Below are 25,991 nucleotides of genomic sequence, written 5' to 3'. Positions count from 1 at the left end.
CCCGAGTGGGTGACCTCCTGCTCCCGACGATCCTGACCCTGGCCGGCCGCAACACGGCGAGCGTGAAGCAGTTCCTGGAGCTGTTCCCGCCCCGCAGCTCCCCGTCCCGGCCACCCTCCCAGCCCAAGGCGGTGAACCCGTGACGACCGACTTCGTGGACCGCGTCCGCAACCGCCTCGCCGGCGACCGCCGCCAGGCCGACCCGGTCGCCGTCGCGACCGCGGTCCGTGCCGAGGCGGGCGGCGCCCTCGGCCACGACGCCGTGCTCGACGCCGTCCGCCAGGCCCGCGACGAGTTCGTCGGCGCCGGCCCGCTGGCCCCGCTCCTCGACGACCCGGCGACCACCGACGTCCTCGTCACCGGCCCGGACGAGGTCTGGACGGACGGCCCGCACGGCCTCACCTGCACCGGAATCCGCTTCGAAGGCGAGGAATCCGTCCGCCGCCTGGCCCAGCGCCTCGCGCTGGCGGCCGGCCGTCGCCTCGACGACGCACAGCCCTATGTGGACGGCTGGCTCCCCGGATCCGGCCCGCACGGGCGCATCCGCGTGCACGCCGTCCTCCCGCCGGTCGCGGCCAACGGCACCTGCCTGTCCCTGCGCGTCCTCCGCCCGGCCACGCACGACCTCGCCGCCCTGGAAGAGCTCGGCGCGTTCGACGCGAGCGGCGCGAAACTGCTGCAGCACGTCGTGACGCGGCGAATGGCGTTCCTCGTCACCGGCGGCACCGGCGCGGGCAAGACCACCCTGCTGGCCGCGTTGCTTGGCGCGGTCGACCCGCGCGAGCGGATCGTCTGCGTCGAGGACGCCGGCGAGCTGCAGCCCGCGCACCCGCAGTTCGTCGGCCTCGTCGCCCGGCCGGCCAATGTGGAGGGTGCGGGCGCGGTCGGCCTGCCCGAGCTGGTGCGCCAGGCCTTGCGCATGCGCCCCGACCGGCTGGTAGTCGGCGAGGTCCGCGGCGCCGAGGTCGGCGCCCTGCTCACCGCCCTGAACACCGGCCACGACGGCGGCGCTTGCACGCTCCACGCCAACTCCCCGGCCGAGGTGCCCGCCCGCATCGAGGCGCTGGCCGCACTCGGCGGGCTGGGCCGTGACGCCGTGCACAGTCAGCTCGTCGCGGCGGTCCGCGTCGTCCTCCACATGCGACGCGAGCCGGGCGGCCGACGCCGTCTCGCCGAGGTCGGCGTGCTCCGCGGCGAGCACGGCCGCGCGCGGGTGGTACCGGTGTGGCGCGCGGGCCGCTGGACGGTCGACCGCCACCTCTTCGTGACGACGGGATCCCTCACGTGCTGACTTTGCTTACCGGACAACGTTTCCCGCACCATCGAAGGAGAGAACGATGATCACCGCGTGGCTCCCGTTGTGCGTCGGCGCGGCCCTGGCGTGCTGGCCCGCGGCGCCGGACCGGCTGCAGGTCGTGGTGGAACAGCCGGCGACGAAGTCCCGCAGCCGGCTGCCCGAGCTGTGGCCGGTCGTCCGCTGGCTGCTCCCCGCCGCGCTGGCCGGGCTGGTCGCCGGAGTCGGCGGCGCCGTCGCCGTCGGAGTGCTGACGCTGGCGTGGCGCCAGGAATGGCAAGCCCACCGCCGCGCGAACCGGGACCTCGCGATGGCCGCGCACACGGCGACCGCGTTGCGGACGATGGTCGCCGAGCTGCGCGCCGGAGCCCACCCGGTGACCGCGGCGGAGGCCGCCGCCGAAGTCGTCCCCGCGGTCTCGGCGGACTTGCGTGCCTTGGCGGCCGCGGCCCGCCTGGACGGTGAGCTACGGGCACCGGCCATCCCGGAGCTGGCCACGGCGTGGACGTTGGGCAGGCGCTACGGCCTGCCGATGGCCGACGTCCTGGACGCCGCCCGCCGCGACGCCGAAGCCGCGCTGGCGTACGCCCGCAGGATGCGCGCGAAACTGGCCGGCCCACGCTCGAGCGCGGCGGTGCTCACCGGCCTCCCGGTGCTGTGCGTGCTCCTCGGGCAGGCGATGGGCGCGTCACCGCTGTCGGTGTTGATCGAAAGCACGCCCGGGCAGCTCCTCCTGGTCCTGGGCAGCGTCCTCCTGTGGGCGGGAACGGCCTGGTGCCGCGCCCTGACCGGCCGAGTAAGGCTCCGATGAACGCGGCAGCACTCCTACTGTTGGCCGGCGCGGTCGTCACCTGGCCGACCGACGCCACCGCGGCCCGGCGATTCGCTTGGCTGAGGGCCGCCCGAAGACCCGAGCCCGTTCGCAAGTGGCCGGGCGCAGTCCCGCACATCGCGACGACCTTGGGCGGCGTCTCGCTGGCCGTACTCGTCGGCGGCCTGGCCGGGATCGTCGTGGGCGCGCTGGTGACCGCCGCCGGCTGGTGGGCGATCGGCCGTTCCCGGCGACCACGCGCACCCACGGCCGACATCGCCACCAGACTGCGGCTCGCGGGCACGCTCGACCTCCTGGCGGCCTGCCTGCGAGCGGGCCTCCCGGTCCCGACGGCGCTCGACGCGGTCTCCGGCGCCGCACCCACCGAGGCAGCCACGGCGTTGCGATCAGCCGCGGCCCTGCTCGCCCTCGGCTCGGAGCCCGGCGAGGCCTGGGCGCCGGTGCAGGCGCTCCCAGGCCTCGACGAACTGGCGGTCGCGGCGATCCGCACCTCCCGCTCGGGCGCGGCGTTCGCCACGGCCGCCGCTGACCTCGCCGAGCGGTTCCGCGAGGAGCTGGCCACCGAGGCCGAGGAACGCGCCGAACGGGCCGGAGTGGCGCTGGCCCTGCCGGTGGGTCTGCTCTTCCTGCCCGCCTTCTTCTGCCTGGGTGTCCTGCCGGTCGTCCTGGGCCTGGCCGCCCGTCTCGGCCCCCTCTTCTGACCTCTTTATCGAAGGGAATCCCCATGAACACGCCCCACCGACGTCCCACCAACGACGACGGCTCCACAACGGTCGAGTACGCCATCGTCACGGTCGCGGTAGCGGCTTTCGCGGCCGTCCTCTACACCCTGCTCACGGGGGACTCGGTCGTCTCGTGGCTGACAAGCTTGGTCATGAAGGCCTTGTCGGTCCCGTCATGACCCGCCGCGACGACGGCTCGGTCACGGTCGAAGCAGCCCTCGGGCTGGCCGGCCTCACAGTGCTGGGGCTGTTGCTGTTGGCGGCAACGACGATGGTGACAGCCCAGCTGCACTGCACAGACGCGGCCCGCGAGGCAGCGCGCCTCCTGGCCAGAGGCCAACCCACCCAGGCCGAGGCGGCGGTCCACCAGATCGCACCGCCGGGAGCAACCCTCGACGTCCAGCACATGGGCGAAGAAATCACGGTCAGAGTGGCAGCCCACCCAGCCGACAGCCTCCTGCCGATGATCACCTTGAAGGCGACGGCGTACGCCCTGGCCGAGCCAGGCGCAGAGGCCCCCAATGCCTCACGCTGACAACCAGAGGGCCCGAACACAGCACAGTCCGCGCACCGCCAGCCGACCTGACGCCAAGACGCGATGCCGCACAGCGGCAACCACGCGGATGCATAGCCGCCAAGCCGGCTCCACCACGAAGGCGGACAGCGGAGCGGCGACAATCTGGACAGCAGTGGCAGTCGCGGCGCTAACGGGAATAGCAGTGCTCGGCCTCTGGCTGAGCACGGTGACCATCGCCCGGCACCAGGTCGAATCGGCAGCCGACCTGGGAGCCGTAGCAGCGGCATCACACGCATCAGAGGGCCCGGACAAAGCCTGCGGCCGCGCCCGCTGGGTGACCGAACGCATGGGAGTCACACTGCTGACCTGCCGCTGGCAAAGACTGGACGCCCTAATCGAGGTAGAAGCCCCAAGCTCAAAGTTCGCCGGACTACCCGCCCCATCAGCACACGCCCGAGCAGGCCCCGTCAACGAACCACCCTGACCCAACCCCACACCGGCCACCCACGCTGGCAACCAACTGCCGAGGCCGACCAGCCTCGCTGGCCGACCACAGTGCCCCGCCCCGCCGACCACCCCCGGCCAAACCAACCCACGAGGACCTAGCTGCACCGAACCGGCCCACTGTCCAACCGCCGTGACCACCTGCGCCGCAGACCAGCGTCCGTGAGCGGCATCGAGCACGGATCACCAGCGAAGCCGGTTAAGCCGTGCGTGGGCGTGAGCCGACCCCGCAAGCGGTGAACCGAGCACTTGCTCGGCGGCGAGCCTGGCCAAGCCCAACTGCTGTCCGTGCAGACCGCTGGCCACCGCCCGCGCTCGCCGAGCAAGAGACTCGACCCCTGTCACATGCGGTGAACAGCTGCGGCGACCAAAGGGCGCCAAGTGACTGGCCGTTCACCAACGCGTCAACCAGCGGGGACCCATCGCACCGGCAATGTGCCGCCCGGAATCGCCGCTCGCCTCCATCAGGCTGACTCGCCGGTGTGGTCGACCGGCGGACGCCGACCGGTCGGTATGCGGGGGTGACCGGCGCGGCGGGTGGGCCGCGCGATGAGCGGTGGTTGGTCACGCGCAGCGGTCATCAGTACACGGTGAGCGGTCAAAACCCTCTCTCACCTGGGCTGATGGGTGGCCTGTGTGGGCTCTGTGAGGCCTCCTGCGGGTGCCGATCCTGGGGTTCACCGCGACGAACGGTCTTTGTTTGCCTGCCGTTCACCGTCGGAGGCCCGCCAGTCCGTTCGGTCCGGCGTAGGGACTACTGGGCGCTCATCGCCCCGTAACCACCGGTTGTCGCGTGGGGGTTCCGGGCAATGTGCAACTTGCCGTTAAGTGAGACGTGCGACACCACGGCAGGGTCTCGGGGGGTCGCGACGAACCAGACCTCACAGGCAGGAAAGACATGTTGGACGCGAATTGGCCGGACAGCTGGCGCGGCGCCTTCCGCATCGAAATGCGGGCGGAGGCGATCGGTCTCGCCTGGCGTGGCTGGCCGGTGCTGCCGGGCGTCAACCCCGCGCCGCTCACCGAGGGCGACGACCTCACCTGGCGCCGTCCCGTTCCGGCCAGTGACAACTGGCGCGAGCAGATCGGCACCCACGCTCACGAGGTCGCCACCTGGTTCTCCGACCGCACTCACAGCCTGCTCGTCGCGACCGGCACCGTGCTCGACGCCATCGAGGTCGACGACGAACTCGGCAAGCGCGCCTGCCGCCTGCTCCGCGCCCTCGGCCACCCCGCGCCCATCATCGCGCTGCCGAACGGCCGCTGGCTCTTCCTCACCACCGCCGCCGACAGCATCCCGGCGGAGCTCGCCTCCCGCGCCACGATCCAGTGGCACGGCAAGGACAGCTGGATCCCGCTGCCTCCCTCGCCGTTCCAGCACGGTGTCGTGCACTGGCGCGTCAAGCCCGAGGTCTGCGGCTGGCAGCTGCCGGACGCCACCGAGGTGCACGACGTGCTCGTCCGTGCACTGGCCGGCGCCGACGCCGCCCTGCTGGTTCAGACCACTGCGGCCTGAGCCACTCCGAACCACCGCCCCAGGCCGGTCCCAGCCCGGCCGAGGCGGAGCAGGACACAACTCCATGGACCACTGAGTGGCCGTTCTAGGCGCCGTGTTGACGCAATGCCCCGAGCACGGTTCCGAGAACTGCCACCGCCCCCGCCTTGTCCAGCGGTTCGTTGCCGTTCCCGCACTTCGGCGACTGAACGCAGGACGGGCATCCCGTCGGGCACTCGCAGGAGACGATCGCCTCCCGCGTTGCGACCAGCCACGGGACAATCGCGGCATAACCGCGCTCGGCAAATCCCGCACCCCCGGGATGGCCGTCGTGCACGAACACCGTTGCCTCCCCGGTGTCTTCGTGCCACGCGGTACTCACCCCGCCGATGTCCCATCGGTCGCACGTAGCAAAAAGCGGTAGCAGGCCGATCGCCGCGTGCTCGGCGGCATGCAGGGCACCGGGGACCCGTGCCGGAACCAATCCGGCACCCCCCGGTGTCCTGCCACCCTCGTGAACGGGCCCCCGACCGTTCGCCAGGGTTTCCTCCCCGGTCCCCACCGTCCCCGCAGATTCGGTCCCCACCCGATGGCCCCCGGTCCCCGCCTCGCCATCGGCCCCAGATCCGCGGATGACCTCAACCGGGCCGGTCACCACCGGCACGCTGCCGACGACGGTCTCGCGGTCGGCCGAATCCCGTCCGCCGGAGCCCTCGCCGCCCGCGCCTCGCCCGACCGGGCCACGGCCGCCCGAATCCCGATCGGCCGCCGCACGGTCGCCCGGATCCTGGGCGGCCGCACCATCGCCAGCCGAATCTCGCTCGGTCGGCCCGCGGTCGCCCGAGCTTCGCCCGGCGGGGCCGCAGTCGCTCGGATCCCGATTGGTCGCGCCACAAGCGCCCGACTCCTGAACGGCCGGATTCCGGTGGTCGGAATCCACGCCACTCGAGTCTTGCCCGGTCGGCTCGCGGTCGCCCGAATCCCGATCGGCCTCGCCGCGTTCGCCTGGCTCCCGTCCGGCCGGATTCCGGTCGTCTGAGTCCGCATCACCCAGGTCTCGCCCAGCCGCATCACGGTCGCCCGACTGCCGTCCGGCCGGATTCCGGTCGTCCGAATCAGCGCCGCTCGAGTCTTGCCCGGCAGGCCCGCGGCCGACTGAGTCCCGGACCACTGCGCGTGGCGGCTCGCTAGGGCCGAGCAGGTGTGACGAGATCGTGTACCAGACCGCCCGCGTGTGGAGGCTTTGCTCCGGCAGGTCCAACGGTGTCGAGTCCAGCACCTCGCCCGACGGACGTCTTCGCAGGTAGCCCACCACTTGGGACGTCACCGCTACCTCGCCCAGGCAGATGCTCACTCCGCCGAAGTCCTGCTTCTCCTGGGTGCTCAGCACCGAGATGTCCACGATCTCGCGCGGCGTTGTCGTCCAGTCCGGGTTCTCCGCGTGCACCAGTGCCAGGCCCTGCTCCAAGTCCAGCTCATCCACTACGTACGACGAACCCTGGTGCAGGTAGACCGCGCCGGGGTGGACGGCGAAGCAGGCCGAGCCCGGGTCGACCGTGCCCAGCATTCGGCCGGAGTCCGACTCGACCACCGCTATCTGCTCGCCGCCCGTTCCGCGGATGCCGACGTCGGCGTGGGGGCGGTCGCGGGATGTCCAGTACCAGCCGCTCGATCGGCGGCGCAGCAGTTTCTGCTCCGCCAGTTCCGTGAGCACCGCCTGGGCGGCCGCGCCGCCGAACATCTCCAGCTCCGGGACCGTCAGCGGCAGCTCGGCGACGGCGCACGCGAGCTGCGGTGCCAGCACGTACGGGTTCGACGGGTCTAGCACCGCCGACTCCACCGGCCTCTCGAGCAACGCCGCCGGGTGGTGCACCAGGTACGTGTCCAGCGGGTCGTCGCGCGCGACGAACACCACCAGCGCCGAGTCGCCCGAACGACCCGCCCGGCCGGCCTGCTGCCAGAACGACGCGAGCGTGCCCGGGTAGCCTGCCAGCACCACCGCGTCCAGCCCCGCGATGTCGACGCCCAGTTCCAGCGCGTTGGTCGTCGCGACGCCCAGCAACCGGCCCGACAGCAACGCCGCTTCGAGGGCCCGGCGCTCCTCCGGTAGATAGCCAGATCTGTACGCCGCAACGGTTCCCGCCAAGCGGGGGTCCACTTCGGACAGTTTGCGACGCGCACCCAGCGCGGCCAGCTCCGCGCCCCGGCGCGAGCGGATGAAGGCCAGCGACCGCGCGCCCTCGACGACCAGGTCGGCGAGGATCCGCGACGCCTCCGCGCCGGCCGACCGCCGGACCGGTGCGCCGTTCTCACCCGTCAGCTCCTCCAGCAACGGCGGCTCCCACAACGCCACCGTGCGAGCGCCGCGCGGCGACGCGTCATCGGTGACGGCGACACACGGAACACCAGTCAGCCGCGAAGCGAAAGAAGCCGGCGAAGCCGTTGTCGCGGAAGCCAGTACGAACACCGGTGAAGCGCCGTAGTGCTCCGCCACCCGTCGCAGCCGGCGCAGCAACAGGGCTACGTGCGATCCGAAGACTCCGCGATAGCTGTGGCACTCGTCGACGACGACGCAGCCGAGCCGCCGGAAGAACGGCGCCCACCGCCCGTGCGCCGAGAGGATTCCGCGGTGCAGCATGTCCGGGTTGGTGAAGACCCAGTTCGCGTGCGCGCGCACCCAGTCGCGTTCGACCATCGGGGTGTCCCCGTCGAACGCCGCCGCGCGGACGCCGGGCACGTCCAAAGAGGACACCGACCGCAGCTGGTCCGCGCCCAGCGCCTTGGTCGGCGACAGGTACAGCGCCGTCGTCTTCTCACCCGCGGCCAGCCGGGAGAGCACCGGCAGCTGGTAGGCGAGCGACTTGCCGGACGCCGTGCCGGTCGAAATCACGACATGACGACCCTCGTACGCGTGCGACGCCGCCTCCGCCTGGTGCGCCCACGGCGACGGGACGCCGCAGTCACGCAGCGCGTTCACGACCGCCGGATCCGCCCACGACGGCCACGGCGAGAAGCGCGCCGCGCGGCCCGGCAGGTCCGCGACGTGCGTGATCGGGTCTTCGCGCGCCGGGATGCCCGCGGTCACCCGCCCCAGCAGCCGCCGCCCACGTGAATCGTCCACTCGCCGAGCTTGGCACAGGGGTCCGACAGTTCCGGCGCATCCCAGCAGGGCCAACGGATCGGCGGCAGAGTGATCGATCAAGTGAGGAGGCTCACAAGGTAACGGATTGTACCGACCCTGGGACGGCTTGTCGGGCCTGGTTGCAGTACCAATACACTCCCGCAATCCACACTCTCTGTGGTGAGCGTCATGTGAGACGTGCGTTGCTGCCCGGCTAGCGTGTCGCTCGGTACAGGGTCCAAGCCAGCGTCGGCCGTGTCGAACCTCGGCCTGCCGTCGACGCTGGCGCATGTCGACGTCTCCTGGAGGACGAATGGCACGGCAGTTCCTCGCGGAGGGCGGCAACATCACGCTCTCCGGAGGTGGCTACACGATCGTCGGTGTAGTCGCCGTGGTCGCGCTTGCCGCACTCGTCATCGGCTACGTCTTGCTCAAGGAGGTGCTGGCCGCGGGCCAGGGCACCGCCAAGATGCAGGACATCGCCAAGGCGGTGCAGGAAGGCGCGGCCGCTTACCTCAAGCGGCAGCGGAACACTCTCGCCATTTTCGGCGCGATCGTGTTCCTCCTGCTCTTCGCACTTCCCGCCGACGACTGGAACGAGAAGATCGGCCGCTCGCTCTTCTTCCTGGTCGGCGCCGGCTTCTCGTTCGCGATCGGTTACCTCGGCATGTGGCTGGCGACGCAGGCGAACCTGCGCGTGGCCGCCGCGTCGCGTGAGGAAGGCGGCCGCGAGACCGCTATGCGCGTGGCCTTCCGCACCGGTGGTGTGGTCGGCATGATCACCGTCGGCCTCGGCCTGTTCGGTGCCGCGGTCGTCGTGCTGGTGTACACCGGCCAGGCGCCCAAGGTCCTCGAAGGCTTCGGTTTCGGCGCCGCGCTGATCGCCATGTTCATGCGTGTCGGCGGCGGTATCTTCACCAAGGCCGCCGACGTCGGCGCGGACCTGGTCGGCAAGGTCGAGCAGGGCATCCCGGAGGACGACCCCCGCAACGCCGCGACCATCGCGGACAACGTCGGTGACAACGTGGGTGACTGCGCCGGCATGGCGGCGGACCTCTTCGAGTCCTACGCCGTCATGCTCGTCGCCGCCCTGATCCTGGGCAGCACCGCCTTCGGTGTGCACGGCCTGATCTTCCCGCTGATCGTGCCGGCCATCGGCGTGATCACCGCGGTGATCGGTGTCTACATCACGAAGGCGCGCGTCGGCGAGCCCGGTCTCGTCACGATCAACCGCTCCTTCTACATCTCCGCGGTCATTTCCGCGGTGCTGTCGGCGATCGCGGCGTTCGTGTACCTGCCGAGCAGCTTCTCGGACTTCGGTGCGGGCTTCGAAAACTCGGGCAACCCGGCGGTCATCGCGACCATCGCGGTGATCATCGGCATCGTGCTCGCCGCGGTCATCCTGAAGCTGACCGGTTACTACACCGGCACCGAGTACAAGCCGGTGAAGGACGTCGCGCAGACGTCGGAGACCGGTGGCGCGACCGTCATCCTCTCCGGCATCTCGGTCGGTTTCGAGTCCGCTGTGTACACCGCGCTGGTGATCGCCGCGGCCGTGTTCGGCGCGTACCTCCTCGGCGGCGGCGTCGCGCTGTTCGCCGTGGCGCTCGCCGGTACCGGCCTGCTGACCACCGTCGGCGTCATCGTCGCGATGGACACCTTCGGCCCGGTTTCGGACAACGCGCAGGGCATCGCCGAGATGTCGGGCGACGTCGACGAGAAGGCCGCGCAGATCCTCACCGAGCTGGACGCGGTCGGCAACACCACCAAGGCGATCACCAAGGGCATCGCGATCGCCACGGCGGTCCTCGCGGCGACGGCGCTGTTCGGTTCCTACTCGGACGCGATCGCGAAGACGCTGACCGGCATGGGCACCGGCGTCGCCGACGGCATCGCCGGGGCGAACTCGTTCGTCAACACGATCGTCAGCCCGAACACCCTCGTCGGCGTCATCGTCGGCGCGGCCGTGGTGTTCATGTTCTCCGGTCTCGCCGTCAACGCGGTCTCCCGCGCCGCCGGCGCGGTGGTCTACGAGGTCCGTCGCCAGTTCCGCGACATCCCCGGGATCATGGAGGGCACCACCCGTCCCGAGTACGGCCGGGTCGTCGACATCGTCACGCGCGACTCGCTGCGTGAGCTGACGACGCCGGGTCTGCTGGCGGTCTTCGCCCCGATCGCGGTCGGTTTCGGCCTGGGCACCGGCGCGCTCGCCGGTTACCTGGCCGGCGCGATCGCGTGCGGCACCCTGATGGCGATCTTCCTCGCCAACTCCGGTGGCGCGTGGGACAACGCGAAGAAGCTCGTGGAGGACGGCAACCACGGTGGCAAGGGCTCGTCCGCGCACGAGGCCACCATCATCGGTGACACCGTGGGTGACCCGTTCAAGGACACCGCCGGCCCGGCGATCAACCCGCTGATCAAGGTGATGAACCTGGTCTCCGTGCTGATCGCGCCCGCCATCGTGCAGTTCTCGATCGGCCCGGACCAGAACACCGCGGTGCGCATCATCATCTCGCTGGTCGCGGTCGCCGTGATCGTGGCGGCGATCGTGGTCTCGAAGCGGCGGGGAACGGTCCTCACGGACACCCCGACGGAGATCAAGGCCTGATCCTCGCGGTACCCGTTCACGGGCCCGGCACGCAGCGTCGCGTGCCGGGCCCGTGGCGTGCCGGGGCATCCCACGCCGGGACGGCGAGTTGCGAAGCGGCATCGAGTCGGTACCGTCGGGCTCTCCGGGACGTCGTCGAGCAGGAGGTGTGCAGGTGCGGCCGCGGTCAACCGTCTTAGCCGCTCTGACCACGACGATCACGATCGGCCTCGCCGGCTGCGGGCAGCAAGCCGCCACGCAGCCGCCGGCGCGGGACCAGGGTCTGTCGGTGACGACCGTGGTGCCGCAGGCCGATCCCGCGGCGAGATGGGCGGACGCCTACTGCGGCGCGGTGGGCGGCCTGGTCCGCACTCTGGCTTCGCTCCCGACGGTCGATCCGAGCACGCCGCAGCAGGCGTCCCGGACGTCGAGCGAGCTGCTCTCGTCGGTGGTCGGCGGGCTCGACCGGAGCCTGGCCGGGCTGACCGCGCTCGGCGCACCACCCGTGCCCGCCGCGGACGGCGGCCGCGAGGACGTCATCGGGCAGTTCACCGAGATCCGCACGCAGGCCGAGAACGCGCGTCAGCGCATCGACGCGGTCCGCGGCGACGCGGCGGCGACCAAGGAGGCCCTCGGCGAGGCCAGGGCCACGCTGGACCGCATCGACGCGCTCGACTACCTCAAGGGCCTGAAGGACGTCCCGGCCCTGGAGGCGGCGCAGCAGCGGGCCCCCGGCTGCCGTCAGCTCGACGCGCCGCCACGCTGAAAGATCCCGTGACCCTCGCCACGAATCGAACTTGTGTTCTAGTATGGCGCGGTGGATCGGACGATCTCGCTCTTCTCCGCGGAGGCCAGCGGGCCCGGCCTGGGCGACCTGGCCGGGCTCTTGTGCTGCCACGGTCAGATCACCGGGTTCGGGCGCACCGCCGCGCGGCTTTCGGTGGTCGTCGAGGAGCCGTGGCGGGCGCACATCCTCGCGCGTGAGCTGCGGCAGCGCGGCGCGGACGCCCAGGTCTCCAAGGCCGACTGCGGCAACCCGCAGGTCCGGACGTCGTTCCGGGTGGACCTGCTCCCGATGGCGGTGAAATGGCTGCGCACGGGCTGCGCCGGCCCGGTCGAGGACGACTCGGGCAAGGCGGTGCCGGACGGCTTCCGGCTGAGCGGGGCGATGCTGCGGATGTGGGCGCTGGCCGGCGGCCGGCCCGGCACGCAGGGCTACCTGCTGGCCGTCGACCCGCTGGCGCCCGGCATGCACGAGCGGCTGGTGGACGCGCTGACGCCGCTGGGCGTCCTGGCCAAGCTGACCGGCCCGAAAGCCGAGGTCCCGGCCGTGAAGGTCACCGGGAAACGCCGGTTGGAGGCGCTGCTGGAGCTGATCGGCGAGCCGCCGCCGGGTGCCGAAGCGGCGTGGCCCGGGGCGGTGCCGGTGGAGGTGGAACCGCACCCGGAGGCCGTGACGAGCACGGCCTGACCGGGTGCGGTCGCCGCGTCAGGGCCGGGGCAGCGTGCAGCCGGCCTGGGTGAGCGCGATCTCGTTGGCCGCGGTGAGGCAGGCCGGGATGCCGTAGGTCTCTTCGCCGTAGTTCGTCAGGTGGTGCACGGTGACGTTGCCGGCCTGGTCGACCTCGCACGGGTTGTTCTCCGTGCAGCGCTGGCCGTCTTCGTTGCCGGTGTTGTTGACGCCGACGACCTTGCCGCCGGAGATGATCGGCGAGCCCGAGGTCCCGCCGATGGTCTGGCACGCGGAGGTGTAGCGGATCGAGTCCTTCCAGGTCCAGCTGCCCTCCTTGAGCCGGTAGACGAACCCGTCGATGTTGCAGGAGTAGACGCGCTTCCAGTAGCCGGAGACGACGTCGATCGCGGAGCCGGCGGTCGGGTGCGCGTTCGACAGCTCGAGCGGCGAGATCCCGTAGTTCGACTTGATCTGCGCGTAGGTGGTGGTGAGCTGGTAGAGCGACACGTCGGTGTCGGTCATCGTGCCGTAGATGATCTTCTTCGCCCGGAGCGTGGCCTTGTTGCTCCCGCTGGCCGTGAGCAGCGTGAACGTCCGGGTCGAGGTCTGGTTCGTGATCACCTGGCCGGGGCCGGGGAAGCCGCTTTCGAGGCAGTGGCCGTTGGACATGACGAGGGCGGGCGCGGTGTCCGGCGTCGCGGCCGGCTTGACCACGGAGCCCGAGCAGTTGGACAGCGCCACGGTGCCGGCGAAGTTCGCCGCCGCCGCGTTCGCCGGAGTGACTCCCAGTAATACGGTGGCGGTCACGGCGGTGAGCAGGGCGCCGAGCAGGCGTCGGGTCATGGCGGTTCCTTTCGGCTGGACGGGGAATCCAGTGAAGCGGTCACCTCCACGCGCCCACCACCGTCGAACGGAGGGTATCCGGACGGTCACGCGCTAGGCTGCGCGGCACGTGGCCGAAATCACGTGCCCGGTGTAGAGAGGAAACATCGCCGAGGTCAGCGGCGATGCGGTGGACACGGGCCCAGCGGCGTGTTGGGCCACCTCCACGCCGTCCGGGCTGGGAGAGCGTGCACACTGACAGGCCGAGACGCGGGCTCGGGCCCTCCGTCAGGGGTCCGGACGTGGTGCAGTCCCGCGGCGGCGGGACGAGATGAGCGGAGAGCAGGACAGCGTGGCAGGAGCAGGGACCAAGAAGAACGGAGCCGGGGCGGACAACGGCGCCGGGCACCGGCGGCTCGTGATCGTCGAGTCACCGACCAAGGCCCGCAAGATCGCCCCCTACCTCGGCGGCGGTTACGTCGTCGAGTCCTCCGTCGGGCACATCCGCGACCTGCCGCGCGGCGCCGCCGACGTCCCCGCCCAGTACAAGGGCGAGTCGTGGGCCCGGCTCGGTGTCGACGTCGACAACGACTTCAAGGCCCTCTACGTGGTCACCCCGGACAAGAAGTCCAAGGTCACCGAGCTCAAGGGGCTGCTGAAGGACGTCGACGAGCTCTACCTCGCGACGGACCCCGACCGCGAGGGCGAAGCCATCGCGTGGCACCTGCTCGAGACGCTGAAGCCGAAGGTCCCGGTCCGCCGGATGGTCTTCCACGAGGTCACCGAGCAGGCGATCCTCGCGGCCGCCGACTCGACCCGTGAGCTGGACGTCGACCTCGTCGACGCCCAGGAGACCCGCCGCATCCTCGACCGCCTCTACGGCTACGAGGTCTCGCCGGTGCTGTGGAAGAAGGTCATGCCGAAGCTTTCGGCGGGCCGCGTGCAGTCGGTGGCGACCCGGATCGTGGTCGAGCGCGAACGCGAGCGGATGCGCTTCACCTCGGCGTCCTACTGGGACATCTCGGCGACGATGGACGCGGGTGAAGAGGCGTCGCCGCGGAACTTCCCGGCTCGCTTGGTCGCCGTGGACGGCGCGCGCCTGGCCACCGGCCGCGACTTCGGCTCGGACGGGCAGCTCAAGGCCTCGAACAACGAGATCCGCGTGCTGGCCGAGGCTGACGCGCGGCGCCTGGCCGACGCGCTGAAGCAGCGTGACTTCAAGGTCTCGAGCGTCGAAGAGAAGCCGTACACGCGTAAGCCGTACGCGCCGTTCATGACCTCGACGCTGCAGCAGGAGGCGGGCCGCAAGATGCGGTTCACCTCCGAGCGCACCATGCGGATCGCGCAGAAGCTGTACGAGAACGGTTACATCACTTACATGCGTACCGACTCGACGACCCTGTCGGAGTCGGCGATCTCGGCGGCGCGCAGCCAGGCCACGCAGCTGTACGGCAAGGAGTACGTCTCGCCGTCGCCGCGCCAGTACACCCGCAAGGTGAAGAACGCGCAGGAAGCGCACGAGGCGATCCGGCCGTCGGGCGAGGTCTTCCGCACGCCGGGCCAGGTCGCGAGCGAGCTGGACACCGACGAGTACCGCCTCTACGAGATGATCTGGCAGCGCACGATCGCCTCGCAGATGACCGACGCCAAGGGCACCACGATGTCGGTGCGCATCGTCGGCAACGCGACGTCGGGCGAGGAGTGCACCTTCGCGGCTTCGGGCCGCACGATCACCTTCGCGGGCTTCCTGAAGGCGTACGTCGAAGCGGTCGACACCGAGACCGGTGGCGACGCCGACGACAAGCAGAGCCGCCTGCCGGTGCTCGAGAAGGACCAGGACCTCACCGCGACCGAGCTGAGCCCGGACGGGCACACGACGTCGCCGCCGGCCCGGTACTCCGAGCCGAGCCTGGTCAGCAAGCTGGAAGAGCTGGGCATCGGCCGCCCGTCGACGTACGCGTCGATCATCAAGACCATCCAGGACCGCGGCTACGTCTGGAAAAAGGGCTCCGCGCTCGTTCCGTCGTGGGTCGCGTTCGCCGTGATCGGCCTGATGGAACGGCACTTCGAGCGGCTGGTCGACTACGACTTCACCGCCGGCATGGAGGACGAGCTCGACCGCATCGCCAACGGCGACGAGCAGCGCGGGCAGTGGCTGTCGAAGTTCTACTTCGGCGGCGACATGGGCGTCGACGGCTCGATCGGCCGCCTCGGCGGGCTGAAGAAGCTGGTCGAGGGCAGTGTCGAGGACATCGACGCGCGGGAGATCAACTCGATCCCGCTGTTCAACGACTCCGAAGGCCACAAGGTCGTCGTCCGCGTCGGCCGCTACGGGCCGTACCTGGAGCGCGAGGTCGACGGGAACTCGCAGCGCGCGAACCTGCCCGAAGACCTGCCGCCGGACGAGCTGTCCCTGGAGCTGGCGGAGAAGCTGTTCGCGACCCCGCAGGAGGGCCGCACGCTGGGCGCCGACCCGGTGAGCGGGCACGACATCGTCGCGAAGGAAGGCCGCTTCGGGCCGTACGTGACCGAGGTCCTGCCGGAGGCCGAGCCGCTGCCCGAGACCGCGACGGCCGCGCAGAAGAAGGCCGCGAAGGCGAAGCAGCCGAAGCCGCGCACCGGTTCGCTGTTCAAGTCGATGGACATCGAGTCGGTGACGCTCGAAGACGCGCTGAAGCTGCTTTCGCTGCCGCGCGTGGTCGGCAAGGACCCGGAGTCCGGCGACGAGATCACGGCGCAGAACGGGCGCTACGGGCCGTACCTGAAGAAGGGCACGGACTCGCGTTCGCTCGCGACCGAGGACCAGCTGTTCTCGATCACCGTCGAAGAGGCGCTGAAGATCTACGCGGAGCCGAAGCAGCGCGGCCGGTCGGCCACGGCGAAGCCGCCGCTCAAGGAGCTCGGCGAGGACCCGGTGTCGAAGAAGCCGATGGTGGTCAAGGACGGCCGGTTCGGCCCGTACGTGACCGACGGCGAGTACAACGCGACGCTGCGCAAGGGTGACGAGATCGAGGAGCTCACCACCGAACGCGCGTCCGAGCTGCTGGCGGAGAAGCGGGCCAAGGGCCCGGCGCCGAAGCGGAAGGCGCCGGCGCGCAAACCCGCTTCGACGACGGCGAAGACGGTCAAGGCGGGCACGAGCAAGACCGCCAAGGCTGCGGCCACGAAGTCCACCGCGACGAAGACCGCCCCGAAGCGCACCACGGCCACCAAGGCCAAGTAGCGCTCCCGGGAAGTCCGTGAAGGCCTCCTTACCGGCTCTTATGGCCGGTAAGGAGGCCTTCACGGCGTTTCGGACCATGCGCCGACCGTTCGGCGACTCATCTCGCCTGTTCGAACGTATGTGCGAGAAATTGTCGGTGCCAGGGTGTTCAATTCAGGGGTGAACAACTCAGTCGCGGTCTTCGACGTCATCGACGAGGTCATCGCCCCGCTCTCGGCCGAGGTCCCCGAGCGGCCCTCCGTGATGGAGTTCTACGACCCCGAGTTCGAGATCCCGCCGGTGCTCGCGGACACCGAGCCCCGGTTCTCGCGCCGGGCGAGCCGGCCGCGGACCCTGGCCGACGAGGTCGAGCAGTACACCCGGTTCGTCGCCGGGATGGCCGCGATCGGCCTGGCGCCGGGCGGCGAGGTCACGGCGGAGGCCGTCGGGCTGTACCGGGCGTTGCGCGGCGGCTTCATCCGCGGCGTCGTCACCGGCGTCTTCCCGGCCCGGCGCGAGCCGTGGGAGGTCCGGTTCTTCGGCGACGAGGACTACACCACGGTGCTGCACAAGCTGGGCAACCGCGCGCGGCTGCGGTCCGGGTTCCTCAGCGAGCTGCCGGGCTGGGTGTTCGACGGCCTGCCGGACCGGCCGCCGGGCCCGGGCCGGCAGGTGCGCATCGAGACCGACGAGGGCGGCCTGATCCCGCGGCGGTGCGAGGAGGCCGTCGAGCTGATCCGGGAGTGCGCGGCGCGGCCGCGGCTGGGCACGGTGCTGGTCGACCTCGCGGTGCGCGACTCGATACTGGCCGAGTACCCGCACGGCGCGTTCGGCCTGGTCGACAACGACCTCGGCCGCTACCAGTTCAGCGCGGCCGTGGGCCGGACCGGGCGCTGGACGGTCACGTGGGGTCCGGCCTCGCGGAGCACGGCCGAGCAGTGGATCGTCGAGGCGGTGCAGAGCCATGCCTGAGCCGGCTGCCCGGAGAGACCTCACGGTGCGCGACGCGATCCTCGCCGCGGTCGAGGAGAACAGCGGTGTGCCGGAGTGGCGGGGCGCGGCCGCCGCCGGTGAGCCGCCGGTCGACCCCGGCTCCGGTTCGGGCGAGGGCTCTGGCGGGCCGCCGGTCGAGCGGAGCGACGTGGAGGGCGAGGTGCGACGCCATGCCTGAGCGGACGGCGGCGCGCGAGCTGCTGGAGCTGGCGGCCGGGCCGGTGCTGGCGGCGATGCCGGACCGCGAGCCCGTGGACCGGCTCTACAACCCGGACGTCAGCGACCACGACATCCTCGTGCACGGCCCGGTCTCCGACGACCCGGCGGACCTGGCCGAGGAGGTCGAGCGGCACGTGGCGTGGGCCGCCTGGATCGACGGCACGCCGTTCGGCGAAGACGGCGAGCTCAACGACGTCGGCTTCGAGGTCGTGTCGCTGATGCTGCGCGGTTCCGTCCGCGCGGCGCTGTGCGGCGTGTTCGACGAGGGACCGGAGACCGCGGACATCCGGTGCTACGCCGACGGCGAGCGGGCCTTCATGATGGGCTCGCTGCCCGGCCGCACGGCGATCCACCTGGCCGACTTCGAGGAGCTCCCCGAGATGCTGGTGGCGGAGCTGCCGGAGGCGCCGTTCGGCAGCCCGCGCCGCGCGATCTGGGTCACGGTGGACGACGACGGCCTGGTCCACGACGGCCAGGACGACGACGTCGGCGCGATGCGCGACGTCCTGGCCCGGCCTCGCTCGGGCACGGCGGTCCTGGACATGCTCGCGTTCGGCGGGCTGTGCGCGGAGTTCCCCGACCACGGCTTCGTCCTGGTCGACACGGACCTCGGCCGCTTCGCGCTGGCGGCCCTGGACCGCGGTGACGGCCGGCGCCAGCTGGTGCTGAGCCCGTTCAGCCGCGAAATGCTCCGCGACTGGTGCCGGAAGATGATCGACCTCGGGCAGGAGGAGGTCTCCTGACCTGTTGACGACGACGCCGACGGCGCCAGGGCTGCTCCATCCGGGCTCGATCGCCACGCGCGAAACTGGTCATCCTGACACCCTGGGTATGACCGGTTACGGGCGGTCGCTGTCGGCGACTGTGATGGGCTTCACTACGATCTGTCACCATTGGCGGTCGACCGGAGCCTCGGCGGATTGGACACTGCTGGGGGTTCGGGCGTGGGCTTGCGCTGCGTGACGAACCCTCCCGTGGAGACAGAGCCATTGGGCGGATGCGTTATCCGCCTTGGTCGCTACCCTGGAAAGGCGAGGACATTCAGTAGTGAGGTGGTCACCATGAGCGCGAACGGTGAGGCTCCCTTCTTCAGTGCCCCCGAGCTCACTCAGCGCGACGGCACACTGTCCGAAACACCAGGCGAGACGTTCGCGGACCCGGTCTCCGGACTGGTCACCACGGACCCCGAGCCCCGCACCGCGATGCCGAACGGCCACGAGCCCGCCGCCATCTCGGTCGCCGGGCCCGTGCAGCACGACGAGGAGGTCGTACGCCGGATGGTGGAGGAAACGCTCCGCGAAGACGGCGTGCCCGGGGCCCGTGCCCCGGAAGCGATCCCACCCGCCGGCACCACGGGCACGCTCGGCGAGGACGTGACGCCGCCGCTCGGGGTGTTGCCACGGCAACGCAACCGGCAACGGACCTGGCCGAAGCGGGCACCGCAGATGCTCCGGCCCGTCCGGCAGCTGCCACCGCCCGCCGAGGACGACTTCGACGACGACCTCGAGGTCGTGCCCGTCAAGCGGCGCAAGCTGCCGAAACTGCCCGCGGTGTCGATGCCGGCGATCGGCAGGCCGTCGTCGAGCGCCTCGGGCGTGATACTCGCGGTGGTGCTGCTGATCGTATTCGGGGTCGTCGCCATCGAGATGGTCTCGAGCCTGGTCAGCAGCGTGACGGGGTTGTTCGACTGACGTTCACCAGCTGATCCCCACCCCACTGGGACCTCGGGGTCGTCCGCGTGCCAGAGGCCGATCGGGCTACCCTGGCTACACGGTCGGGCTAACTCACGAGGGTGTCCGGCACCGCGGTGACTAGTGGGGTGGGCGTATCAGCGAGGGCGTGCGATCGGTACCCGGGTCCGGCCCGGGCGGGTCGTCGGGCGCCGAGGCGTCCACGATCAGCCGGGTCCGGCGGGTGCTGGCGATCAAACCGTTCCGGCGTCTCTGGGGCGTCACGTATCTGTGCAGCGTGGCCGACTGGCTGAACATCCTGGCCCTCACCGGCCTGGCCACGAAGCTGACGAACAACTACTTCGCGCAGAACTTCGCCTTCGTCGGCGTCGTGCTGACCGGACTGGCGCCGGGGCTGCTGTTCGCCCCGGTCGGCGGCCTGCTCGCGGACCGGTTCGACCGCCGCAAGGTGATGGTGGTCGCCGACCTCCTGCGCTGCGGGTTCCTGCTGTCCATCGCCTTCGTCAGCGCGCCGTGGTGGCTGCTGGTCGGCAACTTCCTGGTCGGCAGCGCGGCGAGCATGTGGATCCCCTCGAAAGAGGCGGCGGTCCCGAACCTGCTTCGCCGCCCCGACCAGGTCGAGACGGCCAACCAGCTCGGCATGGTGATGACCTACGGCCTCGCCGTCATCACCGCCGCCGGCGCGAACGCGATCCTCACCGGCATCAACACGAACTTCCTGCACGTTCCCGGCGAAGACACCAGCCTCCGCATCGCGAAGCTGGTCGTCATCATCACCGCTCTGCTCTACCTGGCCAGCGCGATCCTCATCGCCACCCGGATCCCCGAGCTTTCGCTGCGCAACGTCCACGAGTCGCCCGAGAAGAAGGCCGACCTGGCCGACGAGGAGAAGCTCGGCATCGGCCGGATGATCGCCGACGGCTTCCGGTTCGTCCGCAGCACGCCGCTCGTGCGCGGGCTGCTGGTCGGCGCGTTCGGCGCGTTCGCCGCCGGTGGCGCCGTGATCGGCTCGGCCAAGCCGTACTCCTCGAGCCTGCTGGCCGGTGACTCGGCGTTCAGCCTCCTGGTGCTGGCCATCTTCCTCGGCCTCGCCTCCGGCATGGCCTTCGCGCCCAAGCTCTCCCGGCGGCTCCCGCACGACCGGCTGTTCGGCGTCTCGATCATCGCGGCCGGGCTCTCGCTCGCGCTGGTCGCGTTGTCGCCGCACCTGTCGGTTTCGCTGGTCACCGTGGTCCTGGTGGGGTTCTGGGCCGGGACGGCGTTCCTCACCGGCGTCACGATCATCGGCTCCCGCGTCGAAGACGCCATCCGCGGCCGGATCAACGCGATCTACCAGCTGATGATGAAGCTCGTGCTGTTCGGCACCACGGTCACCGTCCCGGTCCTGGTCGGTGTCGTGGCGACGCGCACCATCAACGTCTGGGGCAGCCCGGTCACGATCGACGGCACCCGGCCGATCATGCTCGTCGGCGCCGCGCTCGCCCTGATCGCCGGCTTCTTCGCCTACCGGCAGATGGACGACAAGCGCACCGAGCCGATCCTGTCCGACCTGCGCAACGCGCTGCGCCGCACACCGCGGCGCGTCAACGGCTTCCTCATCGCCGTCGAGGGCACCACCGCGATCAACACCGCGATCCAGGCCGTCAATCTCGCCGACTGGATGCGCGGCGGGACCCGGCCGGTCGTGGTCGCCGCCGACCCGGCGCTCGACGACAAACGGTTGACAGCACTGGTTTCCGGCGCGTCACTGACCGGCGCGCGGGCCCAGGCGCTGGCCGCTGCCGCGGTGCGGGCCGACATCGTCGAGCGGCACGTCCAGCCGGCGCTCGACGCCGGTTCGGTCGTGGTGATGGAGCGGTTCGTCGACTCGCCGCTGGCGCACCTGTCCGCCGTCGCGGGCCTCGACAGCGACGAGCTCGAAGGCCTCGCCGACTGGGCGACCGGACGGCTGCGGCCGGACTTGACCGTCCTGCTCGACGCCGCTCCGCCCGGGGCGCCGCGCGACCGGGCGGCCACGATGAACGACCAGTGGCGCGTCCAGCACCTGCTCGTCGAGATGGCCGCCGCGGACCCGGACCGCTACGTCGTGATCGACGCCGACGGCACCGACACCGAGGTCGCCGCGCGGATCCGGACCGCTCTGCGCGCCGTGTTCGTCGGCCGCCTTTCGGCGTTGGCCCCGGCTGCGTCCACACCGGACAAGCCGGTGACCCTGCCACTCGACGTCGACGAGCCGTCGGCCGAGGAGACCCGGCCCGTCGAGACCGCGGACGCGTCTCGCGTGGAGGCGAAGTGACGACGACCGAACGCATCGGCGTCTGGAACCAGCTGGTCGGCCAGGAACCCGCGGTCGAAACCCTGACGGCGGCCGCGTCCGCCGCGGCGAAGATCGTCGCCGGGGAGCCCGCGCCGCCCGGCGCGATGACGCACGCCTGGCTGATCACCGGCCCGGCCGGGTCCGGCCGCTCGGTGGCCGCCCGGACGTTCGCCGCGGGCCTGCAGTGCAGCACCGGCACCGGTTGTGACGCCTGCCCCGGCTGCCACACGACGATGGCGGGCACCCACGCCGACGTCCGGCTCGTAGTGCCGGAAGGCCTGTCGATCTCGGTCGCCGAGATGCGCGCGCTGGTCCAGGCCGCGGCGCGGCGCCCGACCACCGGCAGCTGGCAGGTCGTGATCATCGAAGACGCCGACAGGCTCACCGAAGGCGCGTCGAACGCGCTGCTGAAGGCCGTCGAAGAACCGCCGGACCGCACGGTGTTCCTGCTCTGCGCGCCCTCGGACCACCCCGAGGACGTCTCCGTGACGATCCGTTCGCGCTGCCGCCTGGTCAACCTGCGGACGCCGCCGCCGGAGGCGATCGCCGACGTGCTCGTGCGCCGGGACCACGTCGACCCGGAGCAGGCGCAGTGGGCCGCCGCGGTCTGCGGCGGGCACGTCGGCCGCGCGCGCCGGCTCGCCACCGACGAGGCCGCGCGCCAGCGTCGCGCCACGGTCCTGCGGATCCCGCTCGGTCTGCGCCGTCCCAGCGACGTCTTCACCTGCGCCGACCAGCTGATCAGCGCGGCGGAGGCCGACGCGGGCGAGGCGAGCAAGGGCCGCGACGAGGACGAGCGCAACGAGCTGCGCACGGCGATGGGCGGCGACGGCGTCGGCAAGGGCGTCGCCGGGGCCAAGCGGGCCGCGGAAGCCGCGGTGAAGCAGCTGGAGAAGAAGCAGAAGTCCCGCGCCACCCGCACCCAGCGCGACACGCTGGACCTGGCGCTGATCGACCTCGCGGGCTTCTACCGCGACGTCCTGGTGACGACGACCCGCTCCGGCGCGACGCTCAACCACCCCGACCACTTCGACCAGATCGCCGAAGCCGCGACCGCGTGGACCCCGGAGTCGGCGCTGCGTCGTCTCGAAGCGGTGCTGGAATGCCGCGAGGCGATCGACCTGAACGTGAAGCCGCGCATCGCCGTCGAGGCGATGGTCACCACGCTTCGCCAGGGCTGAGCACAAAGAAACCCCGTCAGGAGCCGGGCTCCTGACGGGGTTCTTCACTGTCCCCGGGGCGGACTCAGGTCACTCGCGCGGCCGCGGTGACGGCTTGAACGGCTTCTCCTCGGCCAAGATCGGCAGCGGACGACGTCGCGAGCCCGGCATCGCGGCCACCATGACCACACCGAGCAGGAGCATTGCGGTGCCCGACCAGAACAGCGGCACCGTGTCGTACGCGCCGCCGGTGTAGGCGAGGTTCTTCACCGGGCCCTTGGGCGCTTCGCCGCCCGCGGGCGGCGGTGTCGTCGTGCTCCCGCAGACCACGCCGTCGGTCGGCGCGTAGGCCCGCGCGATCTGCTCGCCGATCGACAGCTGCGCCAGCGAGGACGGCAGGTTGCTCGCCGCGTCGCCGGGCAGCAGGCTCTTCAGCTTCGTCGTGGGCAGCAGCTGCAGGTCGAACATCCGCGCCGAAGCGCCGAGCTGGAAGCCCTTGAACGGCGTCGTCATCGCCGCGCTCTTCTGGTCGAGCCCGGCGATGCTCAGCCGCAGCACGCCCAGGTCGAGCACGGTGCCCGCGGTGTTGCCGACCTGCTGGATGCCCTTGGTGAGCGTCGAAACCAGGCCACCGACCACCGGGATGTCGTTGAGCTGCCCGAACTGGTCGCTCAGCCCGGCCAGCGGCAGCCCGATCGGGATGTCCTTGGTCGGGTGCGCGGCGTCCAGCGTGTAGAGCACCTTGCCGCCTGCCTCGATGGTCAGCACCGGCGCGGTGTACTCCACTTTGGACGTCTTCGCGTCGCCGGTGGAGGTCACCTTCAGCGTCGGCTGGCTGGCCACCTTGATGCTCAGCGCCAGCGGCGTGCCCTTGAGGATCTCGATGTCCGCGCCCTGCAGCGTCGACGTCGACTGCACGGCCTTGTTCTTCGAGCCGGGGATGTCGACGAGCTTCACCTGCGAGCGCGACGACAGCGCGTTCGGCAGGCTCAGCAGCGAACCGGTGCCGCTGGCCGCGGTCTGCCCGCCGCCCTGCAGCAGGCCGCCGAGGCTCTGCAGGCCCTTGGTCAGGTCGAAGCCCTTCGCGAGCGTCGACGGGTCGAGCGCCAGTTTGTCGAGGCCGAGGTTCGGCAGCGACGGGATGACGTTCAGCAGCGACAGGCTCGCGACGGACGTGCTGGCGTCGGCGATGGTGTCGACGCACGGGCCGAGCGTCGGGCTCCAGCGCGCGTGCGCGGAGCCGTTCAGCACCCCGACGTTCAGCAGCGGGTTGGACGGCGCATTGAGCCCGCCGGTGATCGGCTGCGGGTTGTCCGGCAACGCGGTCTGCACCACGCTGCCCGGCGTCTGCGGCGCGTTCCCGCCCACCGACAGCCCGAGCGGCGACGCCTGCGCGACGGCCTTCTCGTAGCTCAGGTAGGCGTCGGAGTTCGCGGACGCGCTGGACAGGCCCATCCCGGCCTCGAGCGCCGACTGCTTGGGCAGCGTCGCCCCGAAGCCGGGCAGAATCGTGCTGGTCGGCACGGCGTTGGGCAGCAACCGCACGATGCCGAGCGCGGTCCCGGCATCCCCGACGGCCTGCCCCAGCGGCTGCGGCCCGATCGGCGCCGAGATGGGCGCCTGCCCGGAACTCGCCGGCTGCGGGATCGGCGTGGTCGGATAAGTCGGGTCGGCCATCGCCGGCGCCGCGCTGAGCAGGAGCAACGCCGCGGCCGCCGGCAGGGCCGCCGAACGGGGCAGTCTTCGCCGCATGTGCCAGTGCCTCCAGGTAGGTCGATCCTGGTGTGAGATCGACGTCATAGGGCCCTAACGACGGTGCCCCGGGAAAGTGACGCTCACAGCCTCCGCTACACTGGTTCCCGTCGCCAGCGCGAGCCGGAGACATGCCGCCTTAGCTCAGTCGGCCAGAGCGATTCACTCGTAATGAATAGGTCAGGGGTTCGATTCCCCTAGGCGGCTCCGCAGGTCAGGCCCCATCCGAGAGTCTTCGGATGGGGCCTGACTCGTCTGGTGAGTGTCTAAGTGAGTGACAACGAAGGCTCGTCGGTGGGCGAAGAAAGTTCCGCAGGTTCACCCGTCGCGGGGAAACCGGGTAGCCGCGAGATCTGCGGGAAGTGGCTTAGCTGCGCCGCTTCTTTGCTCAGCCGCGAAGACCTCCAGAACGTGCCGGAGTGATCCGTCACGGAAAGGCGGCCGCTCGGCGAGGGTTCTAGGAGCGGTTTCGGCGGCGCGGCGCTCGCGCCTCGCGATACGGCGGCTCGACAAGACCTGGAAGGCCCGTGCTCGCACAGAGCGCGGGCCTTTTGGCTTGTCTCGCGTGTTTTGTGGGGCTCCGCCCCACACCCCGTCCGGAGGGCTTCGCCCCCGGCCCCCCTTGCCGTGGGCGCCTTCGTGGGTGGGCGCGGCTTGGCGAGATTCTTCCGGGGAACCACCCCTATGGGTCAAGTTTGGGTTTGAAGCAAGCGAAGGCCCCCGCCTTGTGGGTGGGGGCCTTCGAGGTGAGCAGGGGGTTACTTCGGTGGGGCTACCTTGACCACGCTGGCCTTGGCGTCGCCTCGGGGGGTGCGGTAGGTGATCTCGTCGCCCGCTTTGCGGCCGACCAGGGCCAGGCCCAGGGGGCTGTCCGAGGTGATCGCGTCGGAGTCTTCGCCCGGGACCGTCACCACTTGGAACGTCTCTTCGTCGCCGTCCGAGAAGCGGAGGGTGACCGTTGTGCCGTCCGGGAGCTGGGCGTTGCCGTAGCCGCCGTGTTCCATCTTCGCGGCCAGGTCCGCGATCTGGCGGTCGAGCCGCGCCGCGGCTTCCGCTCGGTCGATCACGTCCGCCTGGTCCGCCGCGTCGCCCGTTCGCTCCTGCTCGCCGGGTTGCGGTGCGAGAGCTTCGCGTTGCGTGCGCAGGTTCGCGATTTCCTTCTCCAGCTGGCTGCGCGCAGCCGGGCTGAGCCCCTTGTCCCCTGAGATCACCATGCCGCGCATTGTCCGCCGCGCGGACCGGGGTGGCCAATCCGGTTTTTCACCCGGCGGCCACCCGCAGGACGTCTGCCCTAGGATTTGGGGCCGTCG

General features: G+C 71.0%; 22 protein-coding genes and 1 tRNA gene. 19 read left to right on the top strand and 4 right to left on the bottom strand.

The genetic code is table 11. The features are described 5' to 3' along the window. Positions 1 to 5: 5 nt before the first annotated feature. The 8 genes from OG439_RS35370 (at position 6) to OG439_RS35335 (ending at position 5,385) form a co-directional block, all read left to right on the top strand. Positions 6 to 143 (top strand): hypothetical protein, encoded by a 138-nt coding sequence (locus OG439_RS35370; protein ID WP_326944966.1) that lies wholly within the window; start codon positions 6 to 8, stop codon positions 141 to 143. Continuing rightward, positions 140 to 1,291, top strand: a complete 1,152-nt coding sequence (locus OG439_RS35365; protein WP_326944965.1) for a TadA family conjugal transfer-associated ATPase — start codon at positions 140 to 142, stop codon at positions 1,289 to 1,291. Before OG439_RS35370 ends, OG439_RS35365 begins: the two co-directional genes overlap by 4 nt. A gap of 46 nt (positions 1,292 to 1,337) precedes the next feature. Then, positions 1,338 to 2,105, top strand: coding sequence for a type II secretion system F family protein (locus tag OG439_RS35360; RefSeq protein ID WP_326944964.1), 768 nt, complete (start codon positions 1,338 to 1,340; stop codon positions 2,103 to 2,105). Next, positions 2,102 to 2,827 carry a type II secretion system F family protein gene (locus OG439_RS35355; protein ID WP_326944963.1) on the top strand — a complete coding sequence of 242 codons (726 nt, stop codon included), beginning with the start codon at positions 2,102 to 2,104 and terminating at the stop codon, positions 2,825 to 2,827. The genes OG439_RS35360 and OG439_RS35355 overlap by 4 nt, the downstream gene beginning before the upstream one ends. A gap of 23 nt (positions 2,828 to 2,850) precedes the next feature. Continuing rightward, on the top strand, positions 2,851 to 3,027 hold the full coding sequence (locus tag OG439_RS35350) for a DUF4244 domain-containing protein (RefSeq protein WP_326944962.1): 177 nt from the start codon (positions 2,851 to 2,853) through the stop codon (positions 3,025 to 3,027). Next, on the top strand, positions 3,024 to 3,383 hold the full coding sequence (locus tag OG439_RS35345; protein ID WP_326944961.1) for a TadE family type IV pilus minor pilin: 360 nt from the start codon (positions 3,024 to 3,026) through the stop codon (positions 3,381 to 3,383). The genes OG439_RS35350 and OG439_RS35345 overlap by 4 nt, the downstream gene beginning before the upstream one ends. Then, positions 3,370 to 3,849 carry an Rv3654c family TadE-like protein gene (locus OG439_RS35340; RefSeq protein WP_326944960.1) on the top strand — a complete coding sequence of 160 codons (480 nt, stop codon included), beginning with the start codon at positions 3,370 to 3,372 and terminating at the stop codon, positions 3,847 to 3,849. The genes OG439_RS35345 and OG439_RS35340 overlap by 14 nt, the downstream gene beginning before the upstream one ends. A 918-nt stretch (positions 3,850 to 4,767) precedes the next feature. Further along, positions 4,768 to 5,385 (top strand): bifunctional DNA primase/polymerase, encoded by a 618-nt coding sequence (locus OG439_RS35335; RefSeq protein WP_247058836.1) that lies wholly within the window; start codon positions 4,768 to 4,770, stop codon positions 5,383 to 5,385. Positions 5,386 to 5,470: 85 nt separating this feature from the next. Here OG439_RS35335 and OG439_RS35330 read toward each other — a convergent pair whose 3' ends face one another. Further along, entirely contained in the window at positions 5,471 to 8,449 is a 2,979-nt protein-coding gene (locus tag OG439_RS35330; protein WP_326951694.1) for a DEAD/DEAH box helicase, read from the bottom strand. Between the two features lie 349 nt (positions 8,450 to 8,798). On the opposite strand from OG439_RS35330, the gene OG439_RS35325 reads away from it, so the two are divergent. From OG439_RS35325 to OG439_RS35315, 3 genes are all read left to right on the top strand, one after another. Continuing rightward, a complete protein-coding gene (locus OG439_RS35325; protein ID WP_326944959.1) occupies positions 8,799 to 11,093 on the top strand; it encodes a sodium-translocating pyrophosphatase in 2,295 nt (764 codons plus the stop codon). 154 nt (positions 11,094 to 11,247) lie between these two features. Further along, positions 11,248 to 11,838, top strand: coding sequence for a hypothetical protein (locus OG439_RS35320; RefSeq protein ID WP_326944958.1), 591 nt, complete (start codon positions 11,248 to 11,250; stop codon positions 11,836 to 11,838). Between the two features lie 51 nt (positions 11,839 to 11,889). Beyond that, the gene (locus tag OG439_RS35315) at positions 11,890 to 12,543 is read left to right on the top strand and encodes a hypothetical protein (RefSeq protein ID WP_326944957.1); all 654 of its coding nucleotides are present in this window, start codon (positions 11,890 to 11,892) and stop codon (positions 12,541 to 12,543) included. Between the two features lie 18 nt (positions 12,544 to 12,561). Here OG439_RS35315 and OG439_RS35310 read toward each other — a convergent pair whose 3' ends face one another. Beyond that, positions 12,562 to 13,368 carry a S1 family peptidase gene (locus tag OG439_RS35310; RefSeq protein ID WP_326944956.1) on the bottom strand — a complete coding sequence of 269 codons (807 nt, stop codon included), beginning with the start codon at positions 13,366 to 13,368 and terminating at the stop codon, positions 12,562 to 12,564. Positions 13,369 to 13,678: 310 nt separating this feature from the next. Here OG439_RS35310 and topA point away from each other — a divergent pair, with 310 nt between their 5' ends. The 7 genes from topA (at position 13,679) to OG439_RS35275 (ending at position 22,950) form a co-directional block, all read left to right on the top strand. Beyond that, positions 13,679 to 16,570, top strand: coding sequence for a type I DNA topoisomerase (gene topA, locus OG439_RS35305; RefSeq protein ID WP_326944955.1), 2,892 nt, complete (start codon positions 13,679 to 13,681; stop codon positions 16,568 to 16,570). 159 nt (positions 16,571 to 16,729) lie between these two features. Next, positions 16,730 to 17,521 (top strand): ESX secretion-associated protein EspG, encoded by a 792-nt coding sequence (locus tag OG439_RS35300; protein ID WP_326944954.1) that lies wholly within the window; start codon positions 16,730 to 16,732, stop codon positions 17,519 to 17,521. Beyond that, positions 17,514 to 17,720, top strand: a complete 207-nt coding sequence (locus OG439_RS35295) for a hypothetical protein (RefSeq protein WP_326944953.1) — start codon at positions 17,514 to 17,516, stop codon at positions 17,718 to 17,720. The genes OG439_RS35300 and OG439_RS35295 overlap by 8 nt, the downstream gene beginning before the upstream one ends. After that, positions 17,713 to 18,504, top strand: coding sequence for a hypothetical protein (locus OG439_RS35290; protein WP_326944952.1), 792 nt, complete (start codon positions 17,713 to 17,715; stop codon positions 18,502 to 18,504). The genes OG439_RS35295 and OG439_RS35290 overlap by 8 nt, the downstream gene beginning before the upstream one ends. 318 nt (positions 18,505 to 18,822) lie before the next feature. After that, on the top strand, positions 18,823 to 19,452 hold the full coding sequence (locus OG439_RS35285; RefSeq protein ID WP_326944951.1) for a hypothetical protein: 630 nt from the start codon (positions 18,823 to 18,825) through the stop codon (positions 19,450 to 19,452). A gap of 148 nt (positions 19,453 to 19,600) precedes the next feature. Beyond that, a complete protein-coding gene (locus tag OG439_RS35280) occupies positions 19,601 to 21,748 on the top strand; it encodes a bifunctional MFS transporter/dTMP kinase (RefSeq protein WP_326944950.1) in 2,148 nt (715 codons plus the stop codon). After that, positions 21,745 to 22,950 (top strand): DNA polymerase III subunit delta', encoded by a 1,206-nt coding sequence (locus tag OG439_RS35275; protein WP_326944949.1) that lies wholly within the window; start codon positions 21,745 to 21,747, stop codon positions 22,948 to 22,950. Before OG439_RS35280 ends, OG439_RS35275 begins: the two co-directional genes overlap by 4 nt. Positions 22,951 to 23,019: 69 nt before the next feature. On the opposite strand, the gene OG439_RS35270 is transcribed toward OG439_RS35275, so the two are convergent. Continuing rightward, positions 23,020 to 24,681, bottom strand: a complete 1,662-nt coding sequence (locus OG439_RS35270; protein WP_326944948.1) for a hypothetical protein — start codon at positions 24,679 to 24,681, stop codon at positions 23,020 to 23,022. Between the two features lie 133 nt (positions 24,682 to 24,814). Here OG439_RS35270 and OG439_RS35265 point away from each other — a divergent pair. Beyond that, positions 24,815 to 24,888 (top strand) — tRNA-Thr (locus OG439_RS35265). Positions 24,889 to 25,439: 551 nt separating this feature from the next. On the opposite strand, the gene OG439_RS35260 is transcribed toward OG439_RS35265, so the two are convergent. Further along, a complete protein-coding gene (locus tag OG439_RS35260) occupies positions 25,440 to 25,895 on the bottom strand; it encodes a GreA/GreB family elongation factor (RefSeq protein WP_326944946.1) in 456 nt (151 codons plus the stop codon). Positions 25,896 to 25,991: the final 96 nt, after the last annotated feature.

The sequence above is a fragment of the Amycolatopsis sp. NBC_01307 genome (genome assembly GCF_035975215.1).
Lineage (GTDB): Bacteria > Actinomycetota > Actinomycetes > Mycobacteriales > Pseudonocardiaceae > Amycolatopsis.
The sequence above is the reverse complement of the archived record's forward strand: the minus strand, read 5'-3'. Positions and strand labels throughout refer to the sequence as shown.